This is a genomic window from Massilia suwonensis, assembly GCF_042655665.1.
GTDB classification, from domain to species: Bacteria; Pseudomonadota; Gammaproteobacteria; order Burkholderiales; family Burkholderiaceae_D; genus Telluria; species Telluria suwonensis.
The window spans coordinates 2,252,058-2,273,654 of record NZ_JBHSMR010000013.1; the positions used below are offsets into that span (position 1 = coordinate 2,252,058).

19 protein-coding genes and 2 tRNA genes are annotated in these 21,597 nt (G+C 64.1%); 11 read left to right on the forward strand and 10 right to left on the reverse strand.

Annotated features, from left to right (window positions below):
- Positions 1-411: 411 nt before the first annotated feature.
- Positions 412-1,404, reverse strand: coding sequence for a TRAP transporter substrate-binding protein (locus ACFPQ5_RS18150; protein WP_379758880.1), 993 nt, complete (start codon positions 1,402-1,404; stop codon positions 412-414).
- A 96-nt stretch (positions 1,405-1,500) separates the two neighbouring features.
- Between ACFPQ5_RS18150 and ACFPQ5_RS18155 the strand changes: the two genes are divergently transcribed.
- The 3 genes from ACFPQ5_RS18155 to ACFPQ5_RS18165 all read left to right on the forward strand — a co-directional run bounded on the left by ACFPQ5_RS18155 (position 1,501) and on the right by ACFPQ5_RS18165 (position 4,772).
- Positions 1,501-3,495, forward strand: coding sequence for a sensor histidine kinase (locus ACFPQ5_RS18155; RefSeq protein ID WP_379758883.1), 1,995 nt, complete (start codon positions 1,501-1,503; stop codon positions 3,493-3,495).
- 22 nt (positions 3,496-3,517) lie between these two features.
- Positions 3,518-4,099 (forward strand): response regulator transcription factor, encoded by a 582-nt coding sequence (locus ACFPQ5_RS18160; RefSeq protein WP_379758886.1) that lies wholly within the window; start codon positions 3,518-3,520, stop codon positions 4,097-4,099.
- A gap of 343 nt (positions 4,100-4,442) precedes the next feature.
- Positions 4,443-4,772, forward strand: coding sequence for a DUF3052 family protein (locus tag ACFPQ5_RS18165; RefSeq protein ID WP_379758889.1), 330 nt, complete (start codon positions 4,443-4,445; stop codon positions 4,770-4,772).
- On the opposite strand, the gene queG is transcribed toward ACFPQ5_RS18165, so the two are convergent.
- Positions 4,767-5,849 carry a tRNA epoxyqueuosine(34) reductase QueG gene (queG, locus tag ACFPQ5_RS18170; protein ID WP_379758892.1) on the reverse strand — a complete coding sequence of 361 codons (1,083 nt, stop codon included), beginning with the start codon at positions 5,847-5,849 and terminating at the stop codon, positions 4,767-4,769. The genes ACFPQ5_RS18165 and queG overlap by 6 nt on opposite strands.
- A gap of 74 nt (positions 5,850-5,923) precedes the next feature.
- Between queG and tsaE the strand changes: the two genes are divergently transcribed.
- On the forward strand, positions 5,924-6,409 hold the full coding sequence (gene tsaE / locus ACFPQ5_RS18175; RefSeq protein WP_379758895.1) for a tRNA (adenosine(37)-N6)-threonylcarbamoyltransferase complex ATPase subunit type 1 TsaE: 486 nt from the start codon (positions 5,924-5,926) through the stop codon (positions 6,407-6,409).
- Positions 6,373-7,782 carry an N-acetylmuramoyl-L-alanine amidase gene (locus ACFPQ5_RS18180; RefSeq protein ID WP_379758898.1) on the forward strand — a complete coding sequence of 470 codons (1,410 nt, stop codon included), beginning with the start codon at positions 6,373-6,375 and terminating at the stop codon, positions 7,780-7,782. Before tsaE ends, ACFPQ5_RS18180 begins: the two co-directional genes overlap by 37 nt.
- A 17-nt stretch (positions 7,783-7,799) precedes the next feature.
- Here the strand turns inward: ACFPQ5_RS18180 and ACFPQ5_RS18185 are convergent, their stop codons facing one another.
- Positions 7,800-8,198: a VOC family protein gene (locus ACFPQ5_RS18185; RefSeq protein ID WP_379758901.1), complete on the reverse strand. Its 399-nt coding sequence runs from the start codon at positions 8,196-8,198 to the stop codon at positions 7,800-7,802.
- A 105-nt stretch (positions 8,199-8,303) separates the two neighbouring features.
- Here ACFPQ5_RS18185 and ACFPQ5_RS18190 point away from each other — a divergent pair, with 105 nt between their 5' ends.
- Positions 8,304-9,107, forward strand: a complete 804-nt coding sequence (locus ACFPQ5_RS18190) for a D-hexose-6-phosphate mutarotase (protein WP_379758904.1) — start codon at positions 8,304-8,306, stop codon at positions 9,105-9,107.
- A gap of 144 nt (positions 9,108-9,251) precedes the next feature.
- On the opposite strand, the gene ACFPQ5_RS18195 is transcribed toward ACFPQ5_RS18190, so the two are convergent.
- Positions 9,252-10,412 carry a carbonic anhydrase gene (locus ACFPQ5_RS18195; protein ID WP_379758907.1) on the reverse strand — a complete coding sequence of 387 codons (1,161 nt, stop codon included), beginning with the start codon at positions 10,410-10,412 and terminating at the stop codon, positions 9,252-9,254.
- Positions 10,413-10,542: 130 nt separating this feature from the next.
- On the reverse strand, positions 10,543-11,187 hold the full coding sequence (locus ACFPQ5_RS18200) for a VTT domain-containing protein (RefSeq protein ID WP_136221281.1): 645 nt from the start codon (positions 11,185-11,187) through the stop codon (positions 10,543-10,545).
- 161 nt (positions 11,188-11,348) lie between these two features.
- On the opposite strand from ACFPQ5_RS18200, the gene ACFPQ5_RS18205 reads away from it, so the two are divergent.
- The 5 genes from ACFPQ5_RS18205 to ACFPQ5_RS18225 all read left to right on the forward strand — a co-directional run bounded on the left by ACFPQ5_RS18205 (position 11,349) and on the right by ACFPQ5_RS18225 (position 15,452).
- Complete coding sequence (locus ACFPQ5_RS18205; protein WP_379758911.1) at positions 11,349-12,263, forward strand: peptidylprolyl isomerase; 915 nt, start codon at positions 11,349-11,351, stop codon at positions 12,261-12,263.
- A gap of 45 nt (positions 12,264-12,308) precedes the next feature.
- Positions 12,309-14,195 carry a DNA mismatch repair endonuclease MutL gene (gene mutL / locus ACFPQ5_RS18210; RefSeq protein WP_379758914.1) on the forward strand — a complete coding sequence of 629 codons (1,887 nt, stop codon included), beginning with the start codon at positions 12,309-12,311 and terminating at the stop codon, positions 14,193-14,195.
- Position 14,196: 1 nt separating this feature from the next.
- Positions 14,197-15,159, forward strand: coding sequence for a tRNA (adenosine(37)-N6)-dimethylallyltransferase MiaA (gene miaA, locus ACFPQ5_RS18215; protein ID WP_379758917.1), 963 nt, complete (start codon positions 14,197-14,199; stop codon positions 15,157-15,159).
- A gap of 80 nt (positions 15,160-15,239) precedes the next feature.
- Positions 15,240-15,316 (forward strand) — tRNA-Met (locus ACFPQ5_RS18220).
- Positions 15,317-15,375: 59 nt separating this feature from the next.
- A tRNA-Met gene (locus ACFPQ5_RS18225) sits at positions 15,376-15,452 on the forward strand.
- A gap of 56 nt (positions 15,453-15,508) precedes the next feature.
- Here ACFPQ5_RS18225 and ACFPQ5_RS18230 read toward each other — a convergent pair.
- From ACFPQ5_RS18230 to ACFPQ5_RS18250, 5 genes are all read right to left on the reverse strand, one after another.
- Entirely contained in the window at positions 15,509-17,539 is a 2,031-nt protein-coding gene (locus ACFPQ5_RS18230) for an acyltransferase family protein (RefSeq protein WP_379758920.1), read from the reverse strand.
- Between the two features lie 103 nt (positions 17,540-17,642).
- Complete coding sequence (locus ACFPQ5_RS18235) at positions 17,643-17,951, reverse strand: putative signal transducing protein (RefSeq protein ID WP_379758923.1); 309 nt, start codon at positions 17,949-17,951, stop codon at positions 17,643-17,645.
- Positions 17,952-17,969: 18 nt separating this feature from the next.
- Positions 17,970-19,238, reverse strand: coding sequence for a DUF445 domain-containing protein (locus ACFPQ5_RS18240; protein ID WP_379758926.1), 1,269 nt, complete (start codon positions 19,236-19,238; stop codon positions 17,970-17,972).
- Between the two features lie 32 nt (positions 19,239-19,270).
- Entirely contained in the window at positions 19,271-20,422 is a 1,152-nt protein-coding gene (locus tag ACFPQ5_RS18245; protein ID WP_379758929.1) for a CaiB/BaiF CoA transferase family protein, read from the reverse strand.
- A gap of 20 nt (positions 20,423-20,442) precedes the next feature.
- Complete coding sequence (locus ACFPQ5_RS18250; RefSeq protein ID WP_379758932.1) at positions 20,443-21,588, reverse strand: acyl-CoA dehydrogenase family protein; 1,146 nt, start codon at positions 21,586-21,588, stop codon at positions 20,443-20,445.
- Between the last annotated feature and the right edge of the window lie 9 nt (positions 21,589-21,597).

Sequence of the window (21,597 nt, forward strand, 5' to 3'; positions counted from 1 at the left end):
ATGCGTTTTCAACCCGCACACGCCGTACCGCGTGGAGTCAGGACTCCACCCTACGTGCACAACCGTCCCGTGACAGAAATACGCCACCAATGATTCAGGCGAAAAAAAAAGCGCACCCTTGGGTGCGCTTCAATCATCAGGCACGTCCCGGCCGTTTGGTAGTACCAACGGCTTCTGTCGAACGTGTGTCTCCTCTCATGATCTCCGGTATGGACTACCGACTTTTTCTGGCCCTCCCCAAGACGTGTGTCCGGGTCGCCTGCACCGCTTTGGTGCCGCTGCGCCCAATCATAACGCAACTGTGCCAACGAAGAATAGTTTTTTATATACGGTTTCCAAATACCAGACATAAGCGAGGCCAGCCAGCCACATTGTCAATACCAGAACACCGGATTACTGACCGCAGCGTCATTATTTTTTGGCCGTTTCGCGCGCAATCGCGTCGAGCAGATCCTTGCCGATGCGGCGCTCCATCTGGCGGTGCACCGGCAGCAGCGCGGCGCGCCATTGCGCCTGTTCCTGCGGGGTCGGATAGTAGATCGTGGTCTTGCCCGCTTTGCGGATCGCCTCCAGGGCGCGGTCGTTGTCGCGCTGGGCGATCGTTTTCTCGAATGCCGTGGCGTCGCGCATGGCGCGTTCCAAAGCAGCGCGCACGTCGGTCGGCAGGCCTTCCCAGAACTTGCGGTTGACGATCACCGCATAGCCGAGATAGCCATGGTTCGATACCGTCAGGTGTTTCTGCACCAGGTGCATGCGCTGGGTGTACATGTTCGAGGGCGGATTCTCGGTGCCGTCGACCAGGCCCGTCTCGAGGGCCTGGTAGGCTTCGGAAAAGGCCATCACCTGGGGCCGGGCGCCGAGCGCGCGCATCTGGGCGTCGAGTACGGTCGAGGACTGGATGCGCATGCGCAGGCCGCGGAAGTCCGCCGGCACGTGCAGCGGGCGATTGGCCGACATCACCTTGAAGCCATTGTCCCAGTAGGCCAGGCCGGTGAGGCCCTTCGACTGCAGTTTCTGCAGCAGCTCGCGTCCGATGGGACCTTCGGTGACGGCGTACAGCGCCGCCTTCGAGGGGAAGATATACGGCAAGTCGAAGGCTTCGAATTCCTTCACGCCGAGCGGGCCGAACTTGGCCAGCGAAGGCGCCAGCATCTGCACCGCGCCCAGCTGCAGGGCTTCGAGCTCCTCCTTGTCCTTGTACAGCTGGCTGTTCGGATACACTTCCACCTTGACGCGGCCGCGCGTGAATTGTTCGGCGAGCAGTTTGAAACGTTCGGCGGCCTGCCCTTTCGGGGTGTCGGGCGCGACCACGTGGCTGAATTTGATAACGATCGGGGCCTGGGCCCAGGCGCTGTTGAAAGTAAAAAGGAAAGCCAGTGCTGCGGCCAGGAATTTGATGGTCATGCTCGATCGACAATATGAAATAAGTGCGCATGCAGCAGTTGCGTCGCTGCGTCAGCAGTTCACAATAGCATCGCACAAGAAAACCTTCCACCATTCATGAAAAACCCGTTCTCGCTGCGCCGCCGCGCCAGCCTGGCCCGTCCCTGGCGCTGGCTGGTGCCGGTCCTGCTGGTGCTGCTCTTCCTCGCCGTATTGTTCTGGCTGCCCTGGCAGGCGCGTCAGATGGAAAGCAATGAGCGCCAGGAGCAATTGATTGCCGATACCTTGTGGGTCGAGCAGACCTTGCGCTTCGAGCTCGCCCGCAGCGAGGAAGCGCTGGCCACGCTCGGCGCCGACCTGGTCGCCAATCCGCCCGCGCCCGGCGTGCTGCAGGCGCGCCTGCAGCAGCTCTTCAAGAACGGTCCCGAACTGCGCCGGGTGCTGTGGCAGGGCCCGCAGGGCGAAGTGCTGGCGCATCAGGGCATCGACCCGGCCGGTCCTTCCCCGGGCCTGGACGAAACCGAGGAGATGGCGCGCCTGATGCGGGCCGGACGCTATACCGAACCGTATGGCGCCAGCCTGCATCTGCCGGGACTGGTCGACTACTACCTGCCCCTGTACCGCAACGGCGCCTATGCCGGCAGCCTGGTCGCGACCTACAGTCTAAAAACGCTGCTGAACGAAACCGTGCCCTGGTGGTTTGCCCAGGACAATGCCCTGTCCCTGCTCGACCGCAACGACCAGCCGGTGGCCGCCCGCGCCGACGGCGGTCCGGGCCGCGGCGTCTACACGCACCGGCGTGCGCTCGACTTGCCGGGCTCGTCGATCGTGCTGGCCACCGACAGCGTCAAGGGCGCGCCGCGCCTGCTGCCGAATTTATTGGTCGGCTCGGTGATCGTACTGGCGCTCGGCCTGCTGCTCAGCCTGCTGACCTTGTGGCGCCACATCTCGCGCACCCTGGCCGCCGAGGCCGCGTTGCGCCAGCAGATGGCCTTCCGCACGGCCATGGAAAACTCCCTGATGACGGGCCTGCGCGCACGCGACCTCGAAGGACGGGTCACCTACGTCAACAAGGCCTTCTGCGAGATCGTCGGCCTGCCGCCGGAAGAGCTCCTGGGCAAGAAGCCGCCGATGCCCTACTGGGCGCCGGAAGCGCGCGGCGAATACGAGGAACGTTTTGCGGGCGTGCTGGCCGGCACGATCACGCCCCAGTTCGAGACCGTGTTCCAGCGCTCGGATGGGCAGCGGGTGCCGGTGCTGGTGTTCGAAGCGCCGCTGGTGGACAGCCGCGGCAATCAGACCGGCTGGATGAGTTCCATCCTCGACATCACCGACCGCAAGCAGGCCGAGGAGCTGAACCGGCAGCAGCAGGAAAAGCTGGAAGCGAGCGCGCGCCTCGCGACCATGGGCGAAATTTCCTCGATGCTGGCGCATGAGCTGAACCAGCCGCTGGCCGCGATCTCGAGCTACACGGCCGGCGCCCTGAACGTGCTGGAGCGGGCCGACAAGGGCGTCGCGATCGAGCCGACCCTGCTGCGGCGCGCGCTGGAACAGGCGCGCCAGCAGGCCCAGCGCGCGGGCCAGATCATCAAGAGCGTGCACGAGTTCGTCAAGAAGAGCGAGCCGCAGCGCGAAACCGTGACGATCCACAGCGTGGTCGAAGGCGTGCGCGCGCTGATCGAGCTGCAGGCCCGTAAGTCCTACGTGGCGCTGCAGATCGACTTGCCGCCGCAACTGCCGCCGGTACTGGCCGACCGCGTGATGCTCGAACAGGTGCTGCTGAACCTGACGCGCAACGGCATCGAGGCGATGGCCGAGGTAGCGCCCGCCCAGCGCATCCTGCGCATCGCCGCCAGCGCCGATGCGGCGCAGGTCTCGGTCTCGGTGATCGACCGCGGCCACGGCATCCCACCCGACGTCGCCGAGCGCCTGTTCTCTCCCTTCTTCTCGACCAAGGCCGAAGGCATGGGCATGGGTTTGTCGATCTGCCGTACGGCGGTCGAGTTCCATGGCGGCACACTGACCCACGCGCCGAACCCGGGCGGCGGTACGATCTTCACCTTCAGTTTGCCGAGGCCGAGCACCGCCACGAACGCGGCCGAGCTAAAATAGCGCACGATTTAGGAGACCCTGCATGCTGCATATCGTCGACGACGAAGACGTGATCCGCGACGCCCTCGCCTGGCTGGCCCAATCGCGCGGGCTGGCGGTGCGCGGCTATGCCGGCGGCCAGGAATTCCTCGACAGCCTAGGCGAGCCCGACCCGAACGGCGATTGCGTGCTGCTGGACGTGCGCATGCCCGATATGAACGGCATCGCCGTATTCGACCAGATCATCAGCCGCGGCTGGCTGGCGCGCATGCCCGTGATCTTCCTCACCGGCCATGGCGACGTGCCGATGGCCGTCGATTCGCTCAAGCGCGGCGCCTTCGATTTCTTCGAAAAACCCTTCAACGACAACCAGCTGATGGACCGCGTCGACCAGGCCCTGGCGAGCGCCCGCGACGCCGCCAGCGCCGCCCAGGTGCAAGCGCGCCTGGCGACCTTATCCGCACGTGAACGCGAAGTGCTCGACCTGATTTTGGCAGGCAAGATGAACAAGGTCGTGGCCGACGAACTCGGCATCAGCATGCGCACGGTCGAAGTGCATCGGGCGCATATCTTCGACAAGATGCAGGTCAAGACGGCAGTGGAGCTGGCGGGCTTGTTGAAGTAAGCCAATGCCCGGTCGTGGGGCTGTTGCCTTTGACGGTATCAGTGTGCACGATCCGCGCGGGCATGCCCGCCCTACGGGATACGTTAACTGATCCGGGTTTACATGCGTGACCGTAGGGTGGGCGCTCCGTGCCCACGCGGATCATGGCGCCCACCCCTTTAAAACTTCCGGTCACAAATCCTCGCGCACAGGACGTGTCGAACACCGTCCCGTTTTTTCGATCGCTTGTAAAATCAATCCGACCGCGTCGCCGCGCGTGCGTCGGCGATGCCAACTTCTTTAGGGAAAGCAGATGAACGAAAAGACAGTTGCAGACAGGATGTTTTTGCGCAACGCGAAATCGATGCAGATCATAAACGGCGGCGTGCACCCGAGCGTGGTGTCGCAGTTGCCGCAGGAATTGATCAAGGAAGGCGACGGCCCCTTCGACGTGATCATGATGTTCTGCATGAACCGCAAGGACCTCGAACAATTCCTGCCGCAAGCCAAGGAGCGCCTGGGCGACAAGGGCTCGCTGTGGATCGCCTACCTGAAGCAGACGGCCTCGAAAGCCACTGATATCAATCGCGACTCAATCAACGCCTATCTGAAGGAAAACGGTATCACAGCCGTGGCGATGATCTCGATCGATGGCGACTGGTCGGCCATGCGCGCAAAACGCATCGAACTATGATTGATGCTGGTGCAGCGCCCACTCGACATGTTCGCGCACCAGCGCGGACGAGTGACTTGCGCGCGCCTGCAATGCCTCCACGATGAGCGGATCGCCGCGGCGTCCGCTCGCGGCATTGCCCAGCCCGACCGCCAGGTTGCGCAGCCAGCGCTCGTGGCCGATACGCCGGATCGGACTGCCTTCCATGCGGCGATTGAACTCCTCTTCTTCCCACGCGAACAGCTCCAGCATGCCTGCATCGCCGAGGCCATTCCTCTCGTCGAAATCCGGCACCGTCGCCTTTTGCGCAAACTTGTTCCATGGACAAGCCAGCTGGCAATCGTCGCAGCCGTAGATGCGGTTGCCGATCAGCGCACGCAGCTCGACCGGTATGCTGCCCTTCAGTTCGATCGTCAGGTAGGAAATGCAGCGCCGCGCATCGAGGCGCCCCGGGCCGAGAATCGCCTGGGTCGGACAGAGATCGATGCAATTGCTGCACGCTCCACAGTGACTGCTGGTCGGCGCATCCACCGGCAGCGGCAGGTCGACCAGGATCTCGCCGATGAAGAAAGTCGAGCCGGCCTCGCGCGACAGCAGCAGCGTATGCTTGCCGCGCCAGCCCAGGCCCGCCTTTTCCGCCAGCGGCAATTCCATCACCGGCGCCGAATCCGTGAACACGCGGTAGCCATATTCTCCGATCTCGGTTTTCACGCGTTCGGCCAGCTGCGCCAGGCGGTTGCGCAGCACCTTGTGGTAATCGCGGCCGCGCGCATACATCGACACCACCGCCGCACCCGGTTCCAGCTGGCGCGCCAGCTCGCGCTCGCGCCAGCCCTCCCGCAACGGCAGGTAATCCATGCGCGCGACGATGGCGCGCACCGTGCCCGGCACCAGCTCCGCCGGCCGGGCGCGCTTCATGCCGTGGCTTGCCATATAATCCATCTCGCCGTGGTGACCCGCCGCCAGCCAGGCGCGCAGGCCCTCCTCGGCGTGCGCGAGGTCGACGTCGGCAATGCGCACGTCGGCAAAGCCGAGTTCGCGGCCCCAGGCCTTGATGGCGCGGGTGAGTTCCTGCAGGTCGGGGGATTCGATGGACATTCGGACTAGCGTAGACAATCGCGGCGTGGATATGCGCCGCCAAACACACCATTTTAATTGATGCAGCCGAATTGATGCAGCCCTTCACAGCCTACCTGCCGGACGAATCGGCAACGCTCGCCCTCGGCGCCGCCCTGGCCCGCGCCGTCGTGCCGGGCCTCGTCATCTACCTGCACGGCGACCTCGGCGCCGGCAAGACGGCCCTCACGCGCGCCCTGATCCAGGCGGCCGGCCACAAGGGAACGGTAAAAAGTCCGACCTACACCTTGTCGGAACCGTATCGGGTGCAGGTCGACGGCCAGGCGCTGAACATCATTCACTACGACCTCTACCGCATGTCCAGCCCCGAAGAATTCCTCGACGCGGGCTTTCGCGAAGACTTCGACGGCCAGAACATCTGCATCGTCGAATGGCCGGAAAAAGGAGAACCGGTGTTGCCTTCACCCGACGTCCGGGTGTTGCTCAATGTCAGCGGCGCCGGACGTGCTGTAGAATTGCAGGCGTTGTCTCCACAGGGCCTGCTATGTCTCGACCGCCTCTCCTTCGCCCCGCCTCCCTGAGCTCTCCCACCCGCCGCACTGTCCTCAAGGCTGGCGGCACGCTGCTGCTGTCGGTGGTCGCCCCGCTGCCTGCAAGCGCCGCGCAGATCCTGGCCGTGCGCGTCTGGCCGGCCGACGACTACACCCGCGTCACGCTGGAAAACGATACCAACCTCAAGGCCGAGCACTTCCTGGTGCCCGATCCGCCGCGTCTGGTGGTCGACATCGACGGCCTGGCCCTGAACGACACCCTGAAAAGCCTGGTCGCGAAAATCGAGTCGAACGACCCGTACATCAAGCAGGTGCGCGTCGGCCAGAACCGCCCGAACGTGGTGCGGCTCGTGTTCGACCTGAAGGAAGAAGTCAAGCCGCAGGTGTTTACGCTGGCCCCGGTGGCCGAATACAAGCACCGCCTGATCTTCGACCTGTATCCGGTGCGCGAAGCCGACCCGATCGCGGCCCTGATCGAAAAGGGAGAGTGGTCGCCCGGCGACGGCACCCCGACCGCCGTGCCGGCCGTGCCGGTGCCGCCCGCGCAGCCGGTCGCGCCCGATCCGGTCGCGCGCCTGGAAGCGGAGATCGCCGCCATGAGCGGCAACGCGGCGCCGCGCGCCACCCAACCGACGCCGGCGCCCGCGCCGGGCAAGCCGGCTACTAAACCGCAGCTCCCCGCCAACAACGTGGTGCGCATGGTGACCATCGCCCTCGACCCCGGCCACGGCGGCGAAGACCCGGGCGCGATCGGCGCCACCGGCACGCGCGAGAAGGACATCGTGCTGGCGGTGGCCAAGAAACTCAAGGCGCGCCTGGAAGCGCTGCCGAATACGCGCGTCATGCTCACGCGCGACGGCGACTATTTCGTCCCGCTCGGCACCCGCGTGGAAAAGGCGAGAAAAGTGCAGGCCGACCTGTTCGTCTCGATCCACGCCGACGCCTTCATCGAGCAGCGCGCCCGCGGTTCGTCGGTCTTCGTGCTCAGCGAAAAAGGCGCCAGCTCGACCGCCGCGCGCTGGCTCGCGACCGACCAGAACAAGGCCGACATGATTGGCGGCGTCAATCTGGCCAAGCACGACCGCCAGCTGGCGAGCGTCCTGTTCGACCTGTCGACGACGGCCCAGATCAACGACAGCCTGAAACTCGGCAAGGCCGTGCTGGGCGAGATCGGCGGCATCAACCGCCTGCACAAGGCAGCCGTCGAGCAGGCCGGCTTCGCCGTGCTGAAAGCGCCGGACATCCCCTCGATCCTGGTCGAGACGGCCTTCATTTCGAATCCCGAAGAGGAAGCCAAGCTGAAGGACGACGACTACCAGGAGCAGCTGGCGAATGCCATCACCAAGGGCATCAAGCGCTACTTCTCGGCCAATCCGCCGATGGCGAAGAGCCGCACGACCTGATCACCCTGCGCCTCAGTTCAGGGTACCGGCGGCGCGTGGCACACGACACACAGCTTGTTGCCGTCGGGGTCTCTCAAGTAGGCCGCATAGTAATCCGCGTGGTACTCCGGCCGCAGGCCGGGTGCGCCTTCCGAGCTGCCGCCATGCGCGAGCGCCAGCCGATACACCGCCTCCACGGTGGCGCGGTCGGATGCCGCGAAGGCTACCATCTGGCCATTGCCGGCCTGGTGCGCATGTCCGTCGTGCGGGGCGCCGAGCAGGAACAAGGGGCGCACCTCCGGATGCGATTGCCAGCCGGCCCAGGGACGCGCGCGGTCGCAAAAACGCAGCGCATTGCCGAGCACCTCCATGATGGGCGAGTAGAAGCGCAGCGCTTGCTCGAAGTGGCTGGTGCCGATGAATATGTGCGAAAACACGGTTTGCTTCCTTATCGTCGAATCCAGGGCTGAGTGTACGGCGAAATCGGTTTGCGCCGCTGGCCATGGCATACTACGCGGCCCAGATCTTGTTAGGCTTTTGCCATGAACCACCAAGACGCCGCCGTCTCCACCACCTTCGGCCAGCTGCCGTCCCTGCTGCTTACCTCGCCCGACGGCGCCCAGGCCAGCATTACCCTGTACGGCGCCCACCTGATTTCCTGGCGCGGCGCCGACGGGCGCGAGCGCCTGTTCTGCAGTGCGAAGTCGGCACTCGACGGTACGAAAGCCATCCGCGGCGGCGTGCCCGTCATCTTCCCCCAGTTCGCCGAGCGCGGCACCGGCACGCGCCACGGCTTTGCACGCACCAGTATCTGGCGCGTGGGAACCCAAGGCCTCGAAGACGGCTGGGCCTTTGCCGTGTTCGCGCTGGCGCCAGGCGACCTGTCGGCGCAGCACGCGCAGGCCTGGCCGCATGGTTTCGAACTGCGGTTGCGGGTGGCGATCCGGGCCAACGAACTGACAATGCGCTTCGAGGTGCGCAACACCGGCAGCGAGGCCTTTCCGTTTGCGGCCGCGCTGCACACCTACTTCCTGGTCGACGACATCGCCTCGGTACGCATCGACGGCATGGAGACGGAGGAACTCGCCATCACCGGCAAGTTCGACCGCGTGTACGACCGCGTGGCGCCGCGCCAGGCGCTGGTCGACGGCGGCGTGGTGCTGACGCTGCGCCAGGAGGGCTTTACGGATGCCGTCGTCTGGAATCCGGGCGCGGAGGATGCGGCCTCGCTGGCGGACATGGCGGACGAGGAGTACCGGCGTTTCGTGTGCATCGAGCCGGCGCTGTTGAATGGCCCGGCGCTGCAACCGGGCCAGAGCTGGACGGGGGAATACCACGTCAGTTGAGGTAGGGTGGGCGCTCCGTGCCCACCGAAACGATGCGCTGACGCGGCGCACACGTTTGGTGGACACGGGGCGCCCACCCTACATAAGGAAAAGCCGCGTTAGTATCGTCAACGATCAAAAAAGCCGGCATCGCCGGCTTTTCCTTTAATTCGATTCCTTCACCATCCGCCCGCCATTTTCCTGAATCGGCCGCGCATTCAGCGGATACAGGCGCGAGAACAGCGCCATCTGCGCCGGCGAGGCCGTCATCGGCTGCTTCATCACCATCCACAGCACGTTCTCGGTGCAGGGCGGCGTCGTCATCGAGCCCATGTAGGTGTAGTACTCGCGCCGGTTCGGCAGCAGTTCGAGCGGGTCGAGGTCGACGCCCGGGGTGCCGAGCGTGCCCTTCTCGAGCGGGATGTTGTTCCACACCGTCTGGATCGCATCGTTCGCCTTGCCGCGCTCGAGCAGCACGGCGACCACGGCCAGCTGCCCCCTGGCGCCGCGGTGCACCAGGTGGACCACCATCTCGGTGCCCTTGCCATTGATTTTCTCTTCCGACGGACGGTGGAAGTGGAACTGCACCAGCTCGTAGCGCTGGTTGCCGACATTGATCGCATTGCCGCCGGCGACATTCACCTGCACCGTGTGGCCGTTGTCGATCTCGCTGAAAGTCGAGGGACGGTAATCGAAATCGATTTCGTCGAGGTTGACCTTCATGCCGTCGCGGATGTCGATCGGCGACTGGCGGTTGCCCTTGCCGCACTGGGCCCAGGCCGGGTTGATCTTGCCCCAGTTCTCGGGACCGAACTCGCCATCGTAATCCCAGTGGTTGCTGATCTTCGGCGCGGCCGCGATCGCCGCTTCCTTCTTGCGCTTGGCCTCAAGCGCCTTGCGGGCTTTGGCCGCGGCGGCCACGCGCGCGGCCTGCTTGGCACGCATTTCGGCCAGGCGTTCGGCGATCTTCACCGACAGGTCGACCTCGGCGTCATCCTCGCTGGCGGAGACCGCGGCGGCCACCTTGTCGGCGGTGGCCGCGCTGACCTTGGACGGCTTTTCCACCAGCGACTTGTCGATGGTCGGCTTCTCGACCAGGGGCGCGTGCAGTTTCGCGGGCTTGTCGTCCTTCTCCGCAGCGGGCTTCTCGGCCTTCTCCGCTTTCTCGACGGCCTTGGCCGGCTTGGCCAGCTCGGCGGCGAGCTTGGCGGCGGCGTCCGTCTTCTTGGCGGCTTCCGGCGCCGGCTTGCTGCCGTGGGCCGGTTCGCTGGCGCTTGCGCCGAGCATGACGATGCTGGTGGCAAACAGGGCAATCAGGTGTCGCATGGAGGTGGGTAGAAGTGAATTCACCTCCTCTTAACGACGCTTCCATGGGGAAACTTGAGGATGTAAACGCAAACGCGCCGGATAAATCCGGCGCGCTGGTCAAGCAATCAACAGACTTGTCGGCGCGTCATCAGCGGCTGAGCACCTTGCGTCCGAACTTGTACAGGCCGCCGATCATCAGCGGCACGATCGCGGCGCTCACGCCGACCAGGACGATTTCCGTCAAGTGGTCGCGCACGATCGGGATGTTGCCGAAGAAGTAGCCGGCAGTCACCAGGCTGGCCACCCAGAGGACGGCGCCGGTGATGTTGTACAGCTGGAAGCGCCAGTGGGTCATGTCCGACACGCCGGCGACAAACGGCGCGAAGGTACGCACCACCGGCACGAAGCGCGCCAGGATGATGGTCTTGCCGCCGTGCTTTTCGAAGAAATCGTGGGTGCGGTGCAGCGCGTCCTTGTTGATCCAGCGATAGTTCTGCGTGAACATGCGCTGGCCGACGGCTTCGCCGATGTAGTAATTCAGGGTGTTGCCGGTCACCGCCGCCACGATGAGCAAGGCCATCAGGAGCGGATAACTCATCTGGCCCGTGGCGCAGAAAGCGCCGGCGATGAAGAGCAAGGTGTCGCCCGGGAAGAAAAACAGGACCACCAGACCCGTTTCGCAAAACACGATCGCGAACAGGACAGCATAGACATAGATACCGTACTCGGCGAGCAGTACTCCCAGTGTCTTATCGACATGAAGAATCATGCCGAAAAATTCCATCAGATCCATAATTTTCCTAAACGGTAACGCCGAATGATACCACCAGACGCGGGCGCCAAACCGCCGGGCCGGCAAGCGCCGCCTCAGTTTTTAAGTGAGTGTTAAGTTTTTTAGACAGGTTTGGATTCACGATTACAATTACTTAACGTTAATAACAAGCGGGAGTGGAGATGAAGGCAGTCAAGATCGCAGCACACGCAGTCGTCACGGCCCTGGTGGTGTCAGCCGTGCAGGCAGCCGCCCTGAAACCGCTGCCGCCGAAACCGAGCGTGGGCGACATCGTCAAGGAATCGAAGGCGGCCGACTGGCGCCCGCTCGATCCCGAGAACACCCTGTACATGGACTTGCCGACGGGCCGCGTGGTGATCGAACTGGCCCCCACCTTCGCCCCGAACCACGCCGCCAACATCAAGGCGCTGGCCCGTGAAAACTACTTCGACGGCCTCGTGATCCTGCGCTCGCAAGACAACTTCGTCGTCCAGTGGGGCGATCCGGACGAGCAGAACCCGCGCGAACCGAAGAAAGCCAGGAAGACCTTGAAAGGCGAATTCACGGTGCCGATGAAGAACGACACCCGGTTCACGCGCCTGAAGGACGTCGACGGCTACGCGCCGCAAGTCGGTCATTCGAACGGTTTCCCGGCCGGGCGCGATCCGAAGACCGGCGAAACCTGGCTCGCGCACTGCTACGCGATGGTCGGCGTCGGGCGCGACACCGATGCCGACAGCGGCGGCGGCACCGCCCTGTACGTCGTCACCGGCCAGGCGCCGCGCCAGCTGGACCGCAACATCACCGTGGTCGGCCGCGTCGTGTCCGGCATGCCGCTCTTGTCGACGGTGGCGCGCGGCCCGGCGCCGATGGGCTTTTTCGACAAGCCGGAGATGCAGGTGCCGATCAAGGCCTTCCGCGTCGCCGCCGACGTCCCTGAAGCCGAGCGCAGCAAATTCGAAGTCATGCGCACCGACAGCGCGACGTACCAGAAAGTGGTGGAAGCCCAGCGCAACCGCGGGGGCCCGTGGACCAAGGTCGCGGCCGGTCACGTCGACCTGTGCAATGCGCCGATTCCGGTGCGCGAGCAGAAATAAGACAGGTGCTGCTTTCGCGGTGGGGCCGCGCGATATAATCGCTGCATGAATGCGCCCGTCCCCACCCACCGTCCCATCCAGCAGCTGAACGACCAGCTGATCTCGCAGATCGCCGCCGGCGAGGTCGTCGAACGGCCCTCGGCCGTGGTGAAGGAGCTTCTGGAAAACGCGCTGGATGCGGGGGCGACCCAGATCACGATCCGCCTCGAAGAAGGCGGCGTCAAGCGCATCGCCATCACGGATAACGGCCGCGGCATCGCGCCCGATCAGCTGCCGCTGGCCCTGGCGCGCCATGCGACCTCGAAAATCGCTTCGCTGACCGACCTCGAGAACGTGGCCACGCTCGGCTTTCGCGGCGAGGCGCTGGCCTCGATCGCTTCGGTGGCCGCGGTGTCGATCACCTCACGGACAGCGGACGCGCCGCATGCCTGGGAAATCGTCGGCTCGCACCAGGGCACCGTTGCGCCTTCCTCCGGCCCCTGCGGCACCACGATCGACGTGCAGGACCTGTATTTCAATACGCCGGCGCGCCGCAAATTCCTGAAGTCGGAACAGACCGAATACGGCCACTGCGCCGAAGTCGTGCGCCGCATCGCGCTGGCGCGGCCCGACGTCTCCTTCAGCCTGACCCACAACGGCCGCACGATCGACCACTGGAACGTGTGCGAGATGGCGAGACGGAGCGCCCAGATCCTGGGCAACGACTTCGCCGAAGCGCGCCTGTCCATCGACGAGGCGGCCGGCCCCTTGCGCCTGCACGGCTATGCCGGCCTGCCGACGGCCTCGAAGGCACGCGCCGACGGCCAGTTCTTCTACGTGAACGGGCGTTTCGTGCGCGACAAGCTCCTGGTGCACGCGGTGCGCGCGGCTTACCAGGACGTGCTGCACGGCGACCGTTTTCCGTCGTACGTGCTCGCGCTGGACCTCGATCCGGCGCTGGTCGACGTGAACGTTCACCCATCGAAAATCGAGGTGCGCTTCCGCGACAGCCGCGCGGTGCACCAGTTCGTATTCCACGCGGTGCAGCGTGCGCTGGCGGCGACTTCGGCCACGGCCCACGGCAGCGTGCCGGCGCCGATCACGGCGGCCGAGATCGCGCCCTCGTCGTCCGACTGGCGCCGTCCGCACGAGCAGACCGGTTTCGGCGCCCAGCTGGCGCCGAGCTTCTCGCCCTCTCCCTTCCCACCGGGCAGCCGCTGGGATGCGCCGGCCACCAATGGCGTCGCCCAGAGCACGGCGGCCTACGGCGCGCTGTTCGCCGCGGAGCCGCGTCCAGTCGCCTCTTCCGCCTCGGTGGCGCCGATGCCGGTGCCGTCCAGCGCGCCCAGCAACGACGACTTCCCGCTCGGCTTCGCGCTGGCCCAGCTGCACGGCATCTACATCCTGGCCCAGAACACCAAGGGCCTGGTGCTGGTCGACATGCACGCCGCGCACGAGCGTATCCTGTACGAACAATTGAAGAACGCGCTCGACGCCCAGGTCGAGGGCCAGGACATGCAGGTGCAGTCGCTCCTGATCCCGGTGACCTTCTTCGCCGATGCGATCGAGGTCGCCACCGCGAGCGAGCACCAGGAGACCTTGAAAGCGCTGGGCTTCGACATCGCCGCGCTCTCGCCCACCACGCTGGCCGTGCGTGCGGTGCCGACCCTCCTGAAAAGCGCCGACGCCCAGACCCTGGCGCGCGACGTACTGCGCGACGTGCGCGAATTCGGCGGCTCGCGCGTGCTGATCGAGCGCCGCAACGAACTGCTCGGCACCCTCGCCTGCCATACGGCCGTGCGCGCCAACCGCATCCTCTCAAACCAGGAGATGAACGCGCTGCTGCGCCAGATGGAACAGACCGAGCGCGCCGACCAGTGCAACCACGGCCGCCCGACCTGGGTCCAGCTCGACATCTCCGCGCTCGACAAACTTTTCCTGCGCGGTCAATAAGATGGGTTTTATCGTACAAGACGCCAAGCCTTTGGCGGTGGCGATCATGGGCCCGACCGCGTCGGGCAAGACCGCGGCGGCGCTGCGCATCGCGCAGGAGATCCCCAGCGAGATCATCTCGGTCGATTCCGCCCTCGTCTACCGCGAGATGGACATCGGCACGGCGAAACCCACGTCCGAGGAACTGGCCGCCGTGCCGCACCACCTGATCGACATCATCGATCCGCTCGACGCCTATTCGGTGATGCAGTTCCGGACCGACACGCTGCGCCTGGTCGCCGAGATCAGCGCGCGCGGCAAGCTGCCGTTGCTGGTGGGCGGCACGATGATGTACTTTAAAGGTCTCACCGACGGTCTGGACGACCTGCCCACCGCCAATGCGGGCGTGCGCGCCGCCCTCGACGAGGAAGCCGCCCGGATCGGCTGGCCGGGCATGCACGCGAAACTGCAGGCGCTCGATCCGCTCACGGCGGCGCGCCTGGCGCCGAACGACGCCCAGCGCATCAACCGCGCGCTGGAGATCATCGAACTCACGGGCCAGCCGATGTCTTCCCTGCTGGCGCGGCGCGAGAAGCCCGAGCTGCCTTTCGATCTCGTCTCGTTCGCATTGGAGCCGTCCGACCGCGCGGTGCTGCACAAGCGGATCGCGCTGCGTTTCGACCAGATGCTGGGCGAGTCGGACGACGAGGGCATCGTGGCCGAAGTGGCGCGCCTGCGCGCCCGCGGCGACCTGTCTCCGAACCTGCCCTCGATGCGCTGCGTCGGCTACCGCCAGAGCTGGGACTACCTGGACGGGAAGATCGACCGTGCGGGCCTGCGTGAAACCGGCATCATCGCCACCCGCCAGTTGGCCAAGCGCCAGCTGACCTGGCTGCGCGCGATGCCGGACCGGATCGTCGTCGATTGTCTCGGTCCAGACCCGACCGGCGAGATCCTGGCCCAGGTGCGCAGCTTGCAAAAATAACAGGTCAGATACAAACTGGTCGGTTTGGCGCACGCAGCCTTGACAGGGATGGCTGCGCCTTGGATAATGTCGTTCGCTTTGGTGATATAGCTCAGCTGGTTAGAGCACAGCACTCATAATGCTGGGGTCGGTGGTTCAAGTCCACCTATCACCACCAGGAATTCAGACGAATGGCTTGGCTCACGCGAGTCGAGCCATTTTGTTTTACAGCTTTTCGGTGATATAGCTCAGTTGGTTAGAGCACAGCACTCATAATGCTGGGGTCGGTGGTTCAAGTCCACCTATCACCACCAAACGCAGTTCGAAAAAGCCACCGCTTCGCGAGAACCGGTGGCTTTTTGTTTAGCGCTTATTGTCGGACGGCGACAGGCTCGGCCTGCATGGAATGCAAGACCTGCTTGTACATCGGCACCAGCAGCGTATTGCCATGCCCGCCGAGATGGTCGTCGTCATAATAGAACGGCACGCCCAAGCGGCTGCCGAAACAGCGATTACCGCGGCACAGGTAGGACGTGACATCGAGGATGCGTGCCCCGCATTGTGCCTGGGCCTCATTTTGGGCTTTCCAGATCCAGTCGTTACGGGCCCGGTAGGCCGCCATCGAAATCGAAATATCTTCCTGTACCCCGAAGCTCATGCGGCGCGCCATGGCCCGCGGTACGTTCGTTCCCATTTCGGGAATTGGCCGCACCAGAAAGACGGGGCGTTCTTTCGCCAACGCGCAAGCCGTACTGGTAATTGCGCTGGCGTATTCGGCGATGAATTCCGGGGTCGGCTGCGCATGGATCTTCGTGAAATAAATCCGCGGAGCGGCGGCTTCCTCGTGGTTTTCGTTCAATCCATAGGCCATGGCTGCATAACGGTTGGCCACGATGACGGGGACCGAGGCCGGTATGGCCGACAACTGTGCATTCACCCACTCGACGAAACCGGAGCATTGGTATCCCTTCGCCTGGATCGCCAGGTCAGCTGGCGTCTTCTTGACACCATTCACGAAAGGACAGCCTGTATACGTCCACTCGGTCACTTCAACCTGTCCGTCGGCCATGGCTTCGACGACGCCGGTAACCAATGCGGCGGCGTGGCTGTCGCCAAGGACGATGACACGCTGCTTGCCGGCGCCGTAGGTGCAGGATGGCGACGCCGCGCCGCTCTGGGCCAGACATTCCGTACGGCGTGGGTTATGGTTCTTCGATTCGGCAGCAACCAGGTCGATTCGGGCCGGGAAGCGGCCATCGATTCCCGCGTACTTCCAGACCAGGAGCGCGGGAACCGCGGCCACGGCAACGACGCATGCAACGCCGGCCAGCGCCGCACCGAGCGAACGACCGCCCAGGAATACCCGGGTATGCTGTTCGACCAAGACATACGACAGGTGCGCGAAGACCAGGGTGGCAAGCAGGCCGGCGCAAATCGCCCACGGTTCGAAGCGCAGTTCGACATACACCAGGGCGACATACACGGGCCAATGCCACAAGTAGAGCGAATACGAGCGGTCGCCCAGCCATTGCGCGACGCGCGTCGATGTAAAAGGCGAAACGCGATTCGCCAGCAGCACCATCATGGTGCCGGCAACCGGCACGATCGCGGCGCTTCCCGGCCAAGCCGACGCCTTGTCGAACAGGGCATTCGCGGCAAGAATCAGGAGGAAACCACCCCATTCCAGGTAACGGCGCGTCATGCTGGACAACACCATGCGTGCGCTCAGCATCCAGACCAGGCCGCCGCACAGCATTTCCCATGCCCTCGTGGGAAGCAGGAAAAATGCCGCCGAGGGATGCGAGCCGGTCAATACGATGCACAGCGCCAGGGACAACACGGCACCGCTGGCCAAGACCCACGCCTGTACACCACGCCCTGGTTTGCAGCGCCATACCAAGGCAAGCGCTACCGGCAACAGCAGGTAGAACTGCCATTCGACGGAAAGTGACCACGTATGCAAAAGCCACTTCTCGTGAGATGCGACATCAAAATAGCCTGCCTCCTGCCAGTATGCGATGTTCGACAGGAAGGCCAGGCTGGAGATGGAATCGAACGCGAGCTTTTTGTAGTCAGGCGGCAGCAAGACGAACCAGCCAAGCGCCGCCAGGCTGGCGCACAGGACCGCCAGCGCCGGCACGATCCGCCGGGCGCGTGCGAGATAGAAATCGATGATCGAGAAGCTGCCCCGCTCGAGTTTCCTGACGACGATACCGGTCATCAGAAAGCCGGAGATTGCAAAGAAGATGTCGACGCCGATGAATCCGCCGCCGAATCCACTCACTCCGAAGTGATACAGAATGACCGCAACGACCGCCCATGCCCGCAGCCCATTGATGTCGCGTCGGAATTCCGGCTGAAGCGAAGCATTCTTGACGGAAACTTCTGCAATGATTGACATTTATAAAATACACCTGAACTAATCAGATTGTATTTTAGTAAATAATCATTCAACCAAGAAATTTTTTATGTAGTGTGTATCGTTTGATCAACACGCAAACTTTTTAGTAGTCTGCATTATCGTCGAGCGCGAATTCGCCACGTTGAAAGGCCTCGATGGTCGCCAGCGCCTGCTGCACATAGGCGGCCGGCACCAGGATGCGCACGCCGCCCAGTGCCGGCGCCAAGAGCAGATCGGCCTGCATCAGATGCGCATCGGCCAATACTGCCGGTATCCCGGACGCTTCCATGCAGCCCTGCATCAGCGCCGCCTCCATCGGAATCAGGTAACGCGCGACGATGAACAGGTCGCGGCCGGGAATCGCCTCGATCTCAGGGTGCGCAGCGAGCCATGCATTGAGTGCCTGTTCCATGGTGCTTCCTCGTGAAGGTTAACGCAGCAAGCTGGGCAGCGACGATAAAAGGTATAAGGTCACGCCAATCAGGCCGCCGACGATCGTGCCGTTGATGCGTATGAATTGTAGATCCTTGCCGATATTCAGCTCGATTTGTTCCGACATCTCGGCACTGTCCCAGTTTTTCACCGTGTCGGCGATATGGCGCGTGAGATAGCCAGCGAATTCCGGCGCCGCCGCCCGCGCCGCCAATTCCAGGTTGTCGTTCAGCGACTGGCGCAGGGCCGGGTCCTCGGCCAGGGTCTTGCCGAGCCAGGCGCCGGTCGCTTCCAGGCGCCGGCGCAGGGTCGAGTCCTCGCTCGCCAGGTCCTTCTTGAGCCAGGTTTTCAGATCGTCCCACAAGGATTTGAGGTAATTGTTGAGCGTGTCGTCGTTGAGCAGGTACTGCTTGATTTCCTCGCTCTTGCTGGAAAACTGGGGGTCGGCTTTCAGACGCTCGATGAACTCGGCGGTGAACTCGTCGAAACGCTGGCGCAGCGGGTGCTGCGGATCGCGCGCCACCCGGTTCAGGATGCCGAAAGCCAGCTTGACCGCGATATCGGCGCCTTTGCGGCCGATGAGTTCGGACGGCAGCATGCGTTCGACGAAAGCATATTCGTCTTTCAGCCAGTCGACGATGCCTTGCGCGATCGTGGCCTGGGTTTCTTCGTTGTCGAGCAGTTTCGCCAGCTGATAGATGCCCTCGTTCAGGAGTTCCTGATGGCGCCCTCCTTTCGTCAGGCTTTCCAGGATAGTGCCGGCCGATTTGGACAGATCGACACTGCCGACCATCGTGTGCACGGCCCTGCGCAGGAAATTCTGGATTGCCGCGTCTTCCGTAAAGTCGAGCATCCAGCCGGCGGTTTTTACCAGATAGCCGCCCATGTGCCGGGTATTGTCCGGTTTGGTGAGCCAGTCTGCCACTTTCTGCGCCGGGTCGTGCTTCTGGATCAGGCGCACGATCGATTCCGTATCGAGGAATTTCTCGTGCACGAAGAGCGCCAGGTTATCGGCGATCTTGGCCTTGTTGTTCGGGATGATGTTGGTGTGACGGGAAACGATCGGGATCGGCACGCGCTTGAACAGGGCGACCACGGCAAACCAGTCGGCCAGGGCGCCGACCATCGCCGCTTCCGAAAACGCTTTTAATAGACCCGTCCACCAATTCTGGGGCAGGAAAAAGCTGAGGACAAACAGCAGCGCGGCGCCGACAAAAAAGCCCAGCGCCAGCCGTTTCGATCGATCGAGTTCGCGTTCCTTGGTCATGTGCTCACGGTATTGGCTCTACCGTGGCAATCCTATATGACGCCGGCGTTTTTCAGCGCTTCGATTGAGTCGTCCTCGAAACCCCAGTCCGCAAGCACGGCGGCGCTGTGCTGGCCCGGCGCGGCGGCGGCCTGCCCTGCTGCCGGCGCCGTGCGGCTGAAACGCGGCGCCGGCGCCGGCTGCACGACACCCTCGATCTCGATGAAGCTGGCGCGCGCCGCGTTGTGCGGGTGGTGCGGGGCCTCCGCCATGTCGAGCACGGGGGCGACGCAGGCGTCGGTCCCCTCCAGCAGCGCGCACCAGTCGTCGCGCGTGCGGGTGGCAAAGAGCGCGGCGAATTTCGCTTTCAGTTCCGGCCAGCGTTTGACGCTCCACTGCTTCTGGAAGTCGGGGTCGCTGGCGCCGCATAGCTCGAGCAGCTGGGCGTAGAACTGCGGTTCAATCGCGCCCACCGACAGGAATTTACCGTCCGCGCAGGCATAGGTGTCATAGAAGGGGGCGCCGCCATCGAGCATGTTCGCTTCGCGCGCATCCGACCAGGAGCCGAAGGCGCGCAGGCCGTACATCATCGCTCCCAGCAGCGCCGAGCCGTCGGTCATGGCGGCGTCGACGACCTGGCCCTTGCCCGAGCTCTTCGCTTCCAGCGCCGCGCAGACGACCCCGAAGGCGAGCATCATGGCGCCGCCGCCGAAGTCGCCGACCAGGTTCAGCGGCGGGCTTGGCGGCGTGCCGGCACGGCCCATCGCGTGCAGCATGCCGGACAGGGCGATGTAGTTCAGGTCGTGGCCGGCCGCTTGCGCCAGCGGGCCGTTCTGGCCCCAGCCGGTGATGCGGCCGAAGACCAGCTTGGGGTTGCGCGCCTGGCAGGCCTCGGGACCGAGGCCGAGGCGCTCCATCACGCCCGGTCTGAAACCTTCGATCAGGATGTCAGCCTGTTCCACCAGTTTGAGCACGACCTCGCGCGCCTCGGGCTTTTTCAGGTCGAGGGCGAGCGAGCGGCGGCCGCGCGCCATGACGTCGAACTTCGTGCCCAGCATCGGGAACGGGTTGTCGGCGCCGGGTTTGGTTTTGCGGTCGATGCGGATCACCTCGGCGCCCATGTCGGCCAGCATCATGGCGGCGAAGGGACAGGGGCCGAGGCCGACCATTTCGATGATTTTGATACCGGTGAGGGGTCCGGGCATGGGCAGGTCCAGTCAAAACATCACAAGGAACGGGCGATGATCTCTTTCATGATCTCGTTGGCGCCGCCGTAGATGCGCTGCACGCGGGCGTCGACGTACATCTGGGCGATCGGATATTCGAGCATGTAGCCATAGCCGCCGAAGAGCTGCACGCACTGGTCGACCACCTTGCACTGCAGGTCCGAGATCCAGTACTTCGCCATCGAGGCGCGCACCGTGTCCATGCGCCCGGCCAGCATGTCTTCCACGCAACGGTCGATGAAGATGCGCGCGACCGTCGCTTCGGTCTTGATCTCGGCCAGCACGAAGCGCGTGTTCTGCATCTCGATCAGGGCCTGGCCGAAGGCCATGCGTTCCTTCGCATGTTCGACCGTCAGCTTCAGCGCGCGTTCGATTGCGGCCACGCCGGCCACGCCGATGATAGTGCGCTCATACGGCAGCTCCGTCATCAGCTGGACAAAACCCCTGCCCTCTTCGCCACCGAGCACGCCATTCGAAGCCACGTGGGCGCCGTCGAAGAACAGCTCGCAGGTGTCCTGGCCCTTCTGCCCGACCTTTTCCAGGATGCGGCCGACGCGAAAGCCCGGATTGTCCTTCGTTTCGAGCAGCATCAGCGAGATGCCCTTGGCGCCGCCCGCCGGGTCGGTCTTCGCGACCACCAGGATCAGGTCGGCCATGTAGCCGTTCGATATAAACGTTTTCGAGCCATCCAGGCGGTAACCGTCGCTGCCTTTGACGGCCGTCGTGCGGATGCCCTTCAGGTCCGAGCCGGCGCCCGGTTCCGACATCGCGATCGCCGCGATCATCTCGCCGCTGGCCAGTTTCGGCAGGTAGTGCCGTTTCTGTTCCTCGGTACCCTGGTTCAGCAGGTAGTGGGCGACGATGGCGTGCACGTGCAGACCGAAGGCCATGTCGCCGGCGTAGCCGAGCTCCTCGAACACGATGGCCATGTGCGCGAAGTTGCCGCCCGAGCCGCCGTATTCCTCGGGGATGTCGGCGGCCAGCAGGCCCATCTCGCCGGCCTTGTTCCACAGCTCGCGATCGACGTGCTGCTGCTGGCGCCAGCGTTCGCCGTGCGGGACGATCTCGCTGGCGACGAAACGGCGTACGGCGTCGCGAAAACCTTCCAGTTCCGGGTTCATCCAGGATGGCGTCATCAAGTCCATGCGCCTCTC

Coding starts and splice junctions, on each gene's coding strand:
- queG (WP_379758892.1), bottom strand. CDS start 5,849: ATGTCCATCGAATCCCCCGACCTGCAGGAACTCACCCGCGCCATCAAG.
- ACFPQ5_RS18190 (WP_379758904.1), top strand. CDS start 8,304: ATGAACCACCAAGACGCCGCCGTCTCCACCACCTTCGGCCAGCTGCCG.
- ACFPQ5_RS18240 (WP_379758926.1), bottom strand. CDS start 19,238: ATGACCAAGGAACGCGAACTCGATCGATCGAAACGGCTGGCGCTGGGC.
- ACFPQ5_RS18180 (WP_379758898.1), top strand. CDS start 6,373: ATGTCTCGACCGCCTCTCCTTCGCCCCGCCTCCCTGAGCTCTCCCACC.
- ACFPQ5_RS18165 (WP_379758889.1), top strand. CDS start 4,443: ATGCAGATCATAAACGGCGGCGTGCACCCGAGCGTGGTGTCGCAGTTG.
- ACFPQ5_RS18155 (WP_379758883.1), top strand. CDS start 1,501: ATGAAAAACCCGTTCTCGCTGCGCCGCCGCGCCAGCCTGGCCCGTCCC.
- tsaE (WP_379758895.1), top strand. CDS start 5,924: ATGCAGCCCTTCACAGCCTACCTGCCGGACGAATCGGCAACGCTCGCC.
- ACFPQ5_RS18205 (WP_379758911.1), top strand. CDS start 11,349: ATGAAGGCAGTCAAGATCGCAGCACACGCAGTCGTCACGGCCCTGGTG.
- ACFPQ5_RS18160 (WP_379758886.1), top strand. CDS start 3,518: ATGCTGCATATCGTCGACGACGAAGACGTGATCCGCGACGCCCTCGCC.
- ACFPQ5_RS18200 (WP_136221281.1), bottom strand. CDS start 11,187: ATGGATCTGATGGAATTTTTCGGCATGATTCTTCATGTCGATAAGACA.
- ACFPQ5_RS18150 (WP_379758880.1), bottom strand. CDS start 1,404: ATGACCATCAAATTCCTGGCCGCAGCACTGGCTTTCCTTTTTACTTTC.
- ACFPQ5_RS18235 (WP_379758923.1), bottom strand. CDS start 17,951: ATGGAACAGGCACTCAATGCATGGCTCGCTGCGCACCCTGAGATCGAG.
- ACFPQ5_RS18245 (WP_379758929.1), bottom strand. CDS start 20,422: ATGCCCGGACCCCTCACCGGTATCAAAATCATCGAAATGGTCGGCCTC.
- miaA (WP_379758917.1), top strand. CDS start 14,197: ATGGGTTTTATCGTACAAGACGCCAAGCCTTTGGCGGTGGCGATCATG.
- ACFPQ5_RS18230 (WP_379758920.1), bottom strand. CDS start 17,539: ATGTCAATCATTGCAGAAGTTTCCGTCAAGAATGCTTCGCTTCAGCCG.
- ACFPQ5_RS18250 (WP_379758932.1), bottom strand. CDS start 21,588: ATGGACTTGATGACGCCATCCTGGATGAACCCGGAACTGGAAGGTTTT.
- ACFPQ5_RS18195 (WP_379758907.1), bottom strand. CDS start 10,412: ATGCGACACCTGATTGCCCTGTTTGCCACCAGCATCGTCATGCTCGGC.
- mutL (WP_379758914.1), top strand. CDS start 12,309: ATGAATGCGCCCGTCCCCACCCACCGTCCCATCCAGCAGCTGAACGAC.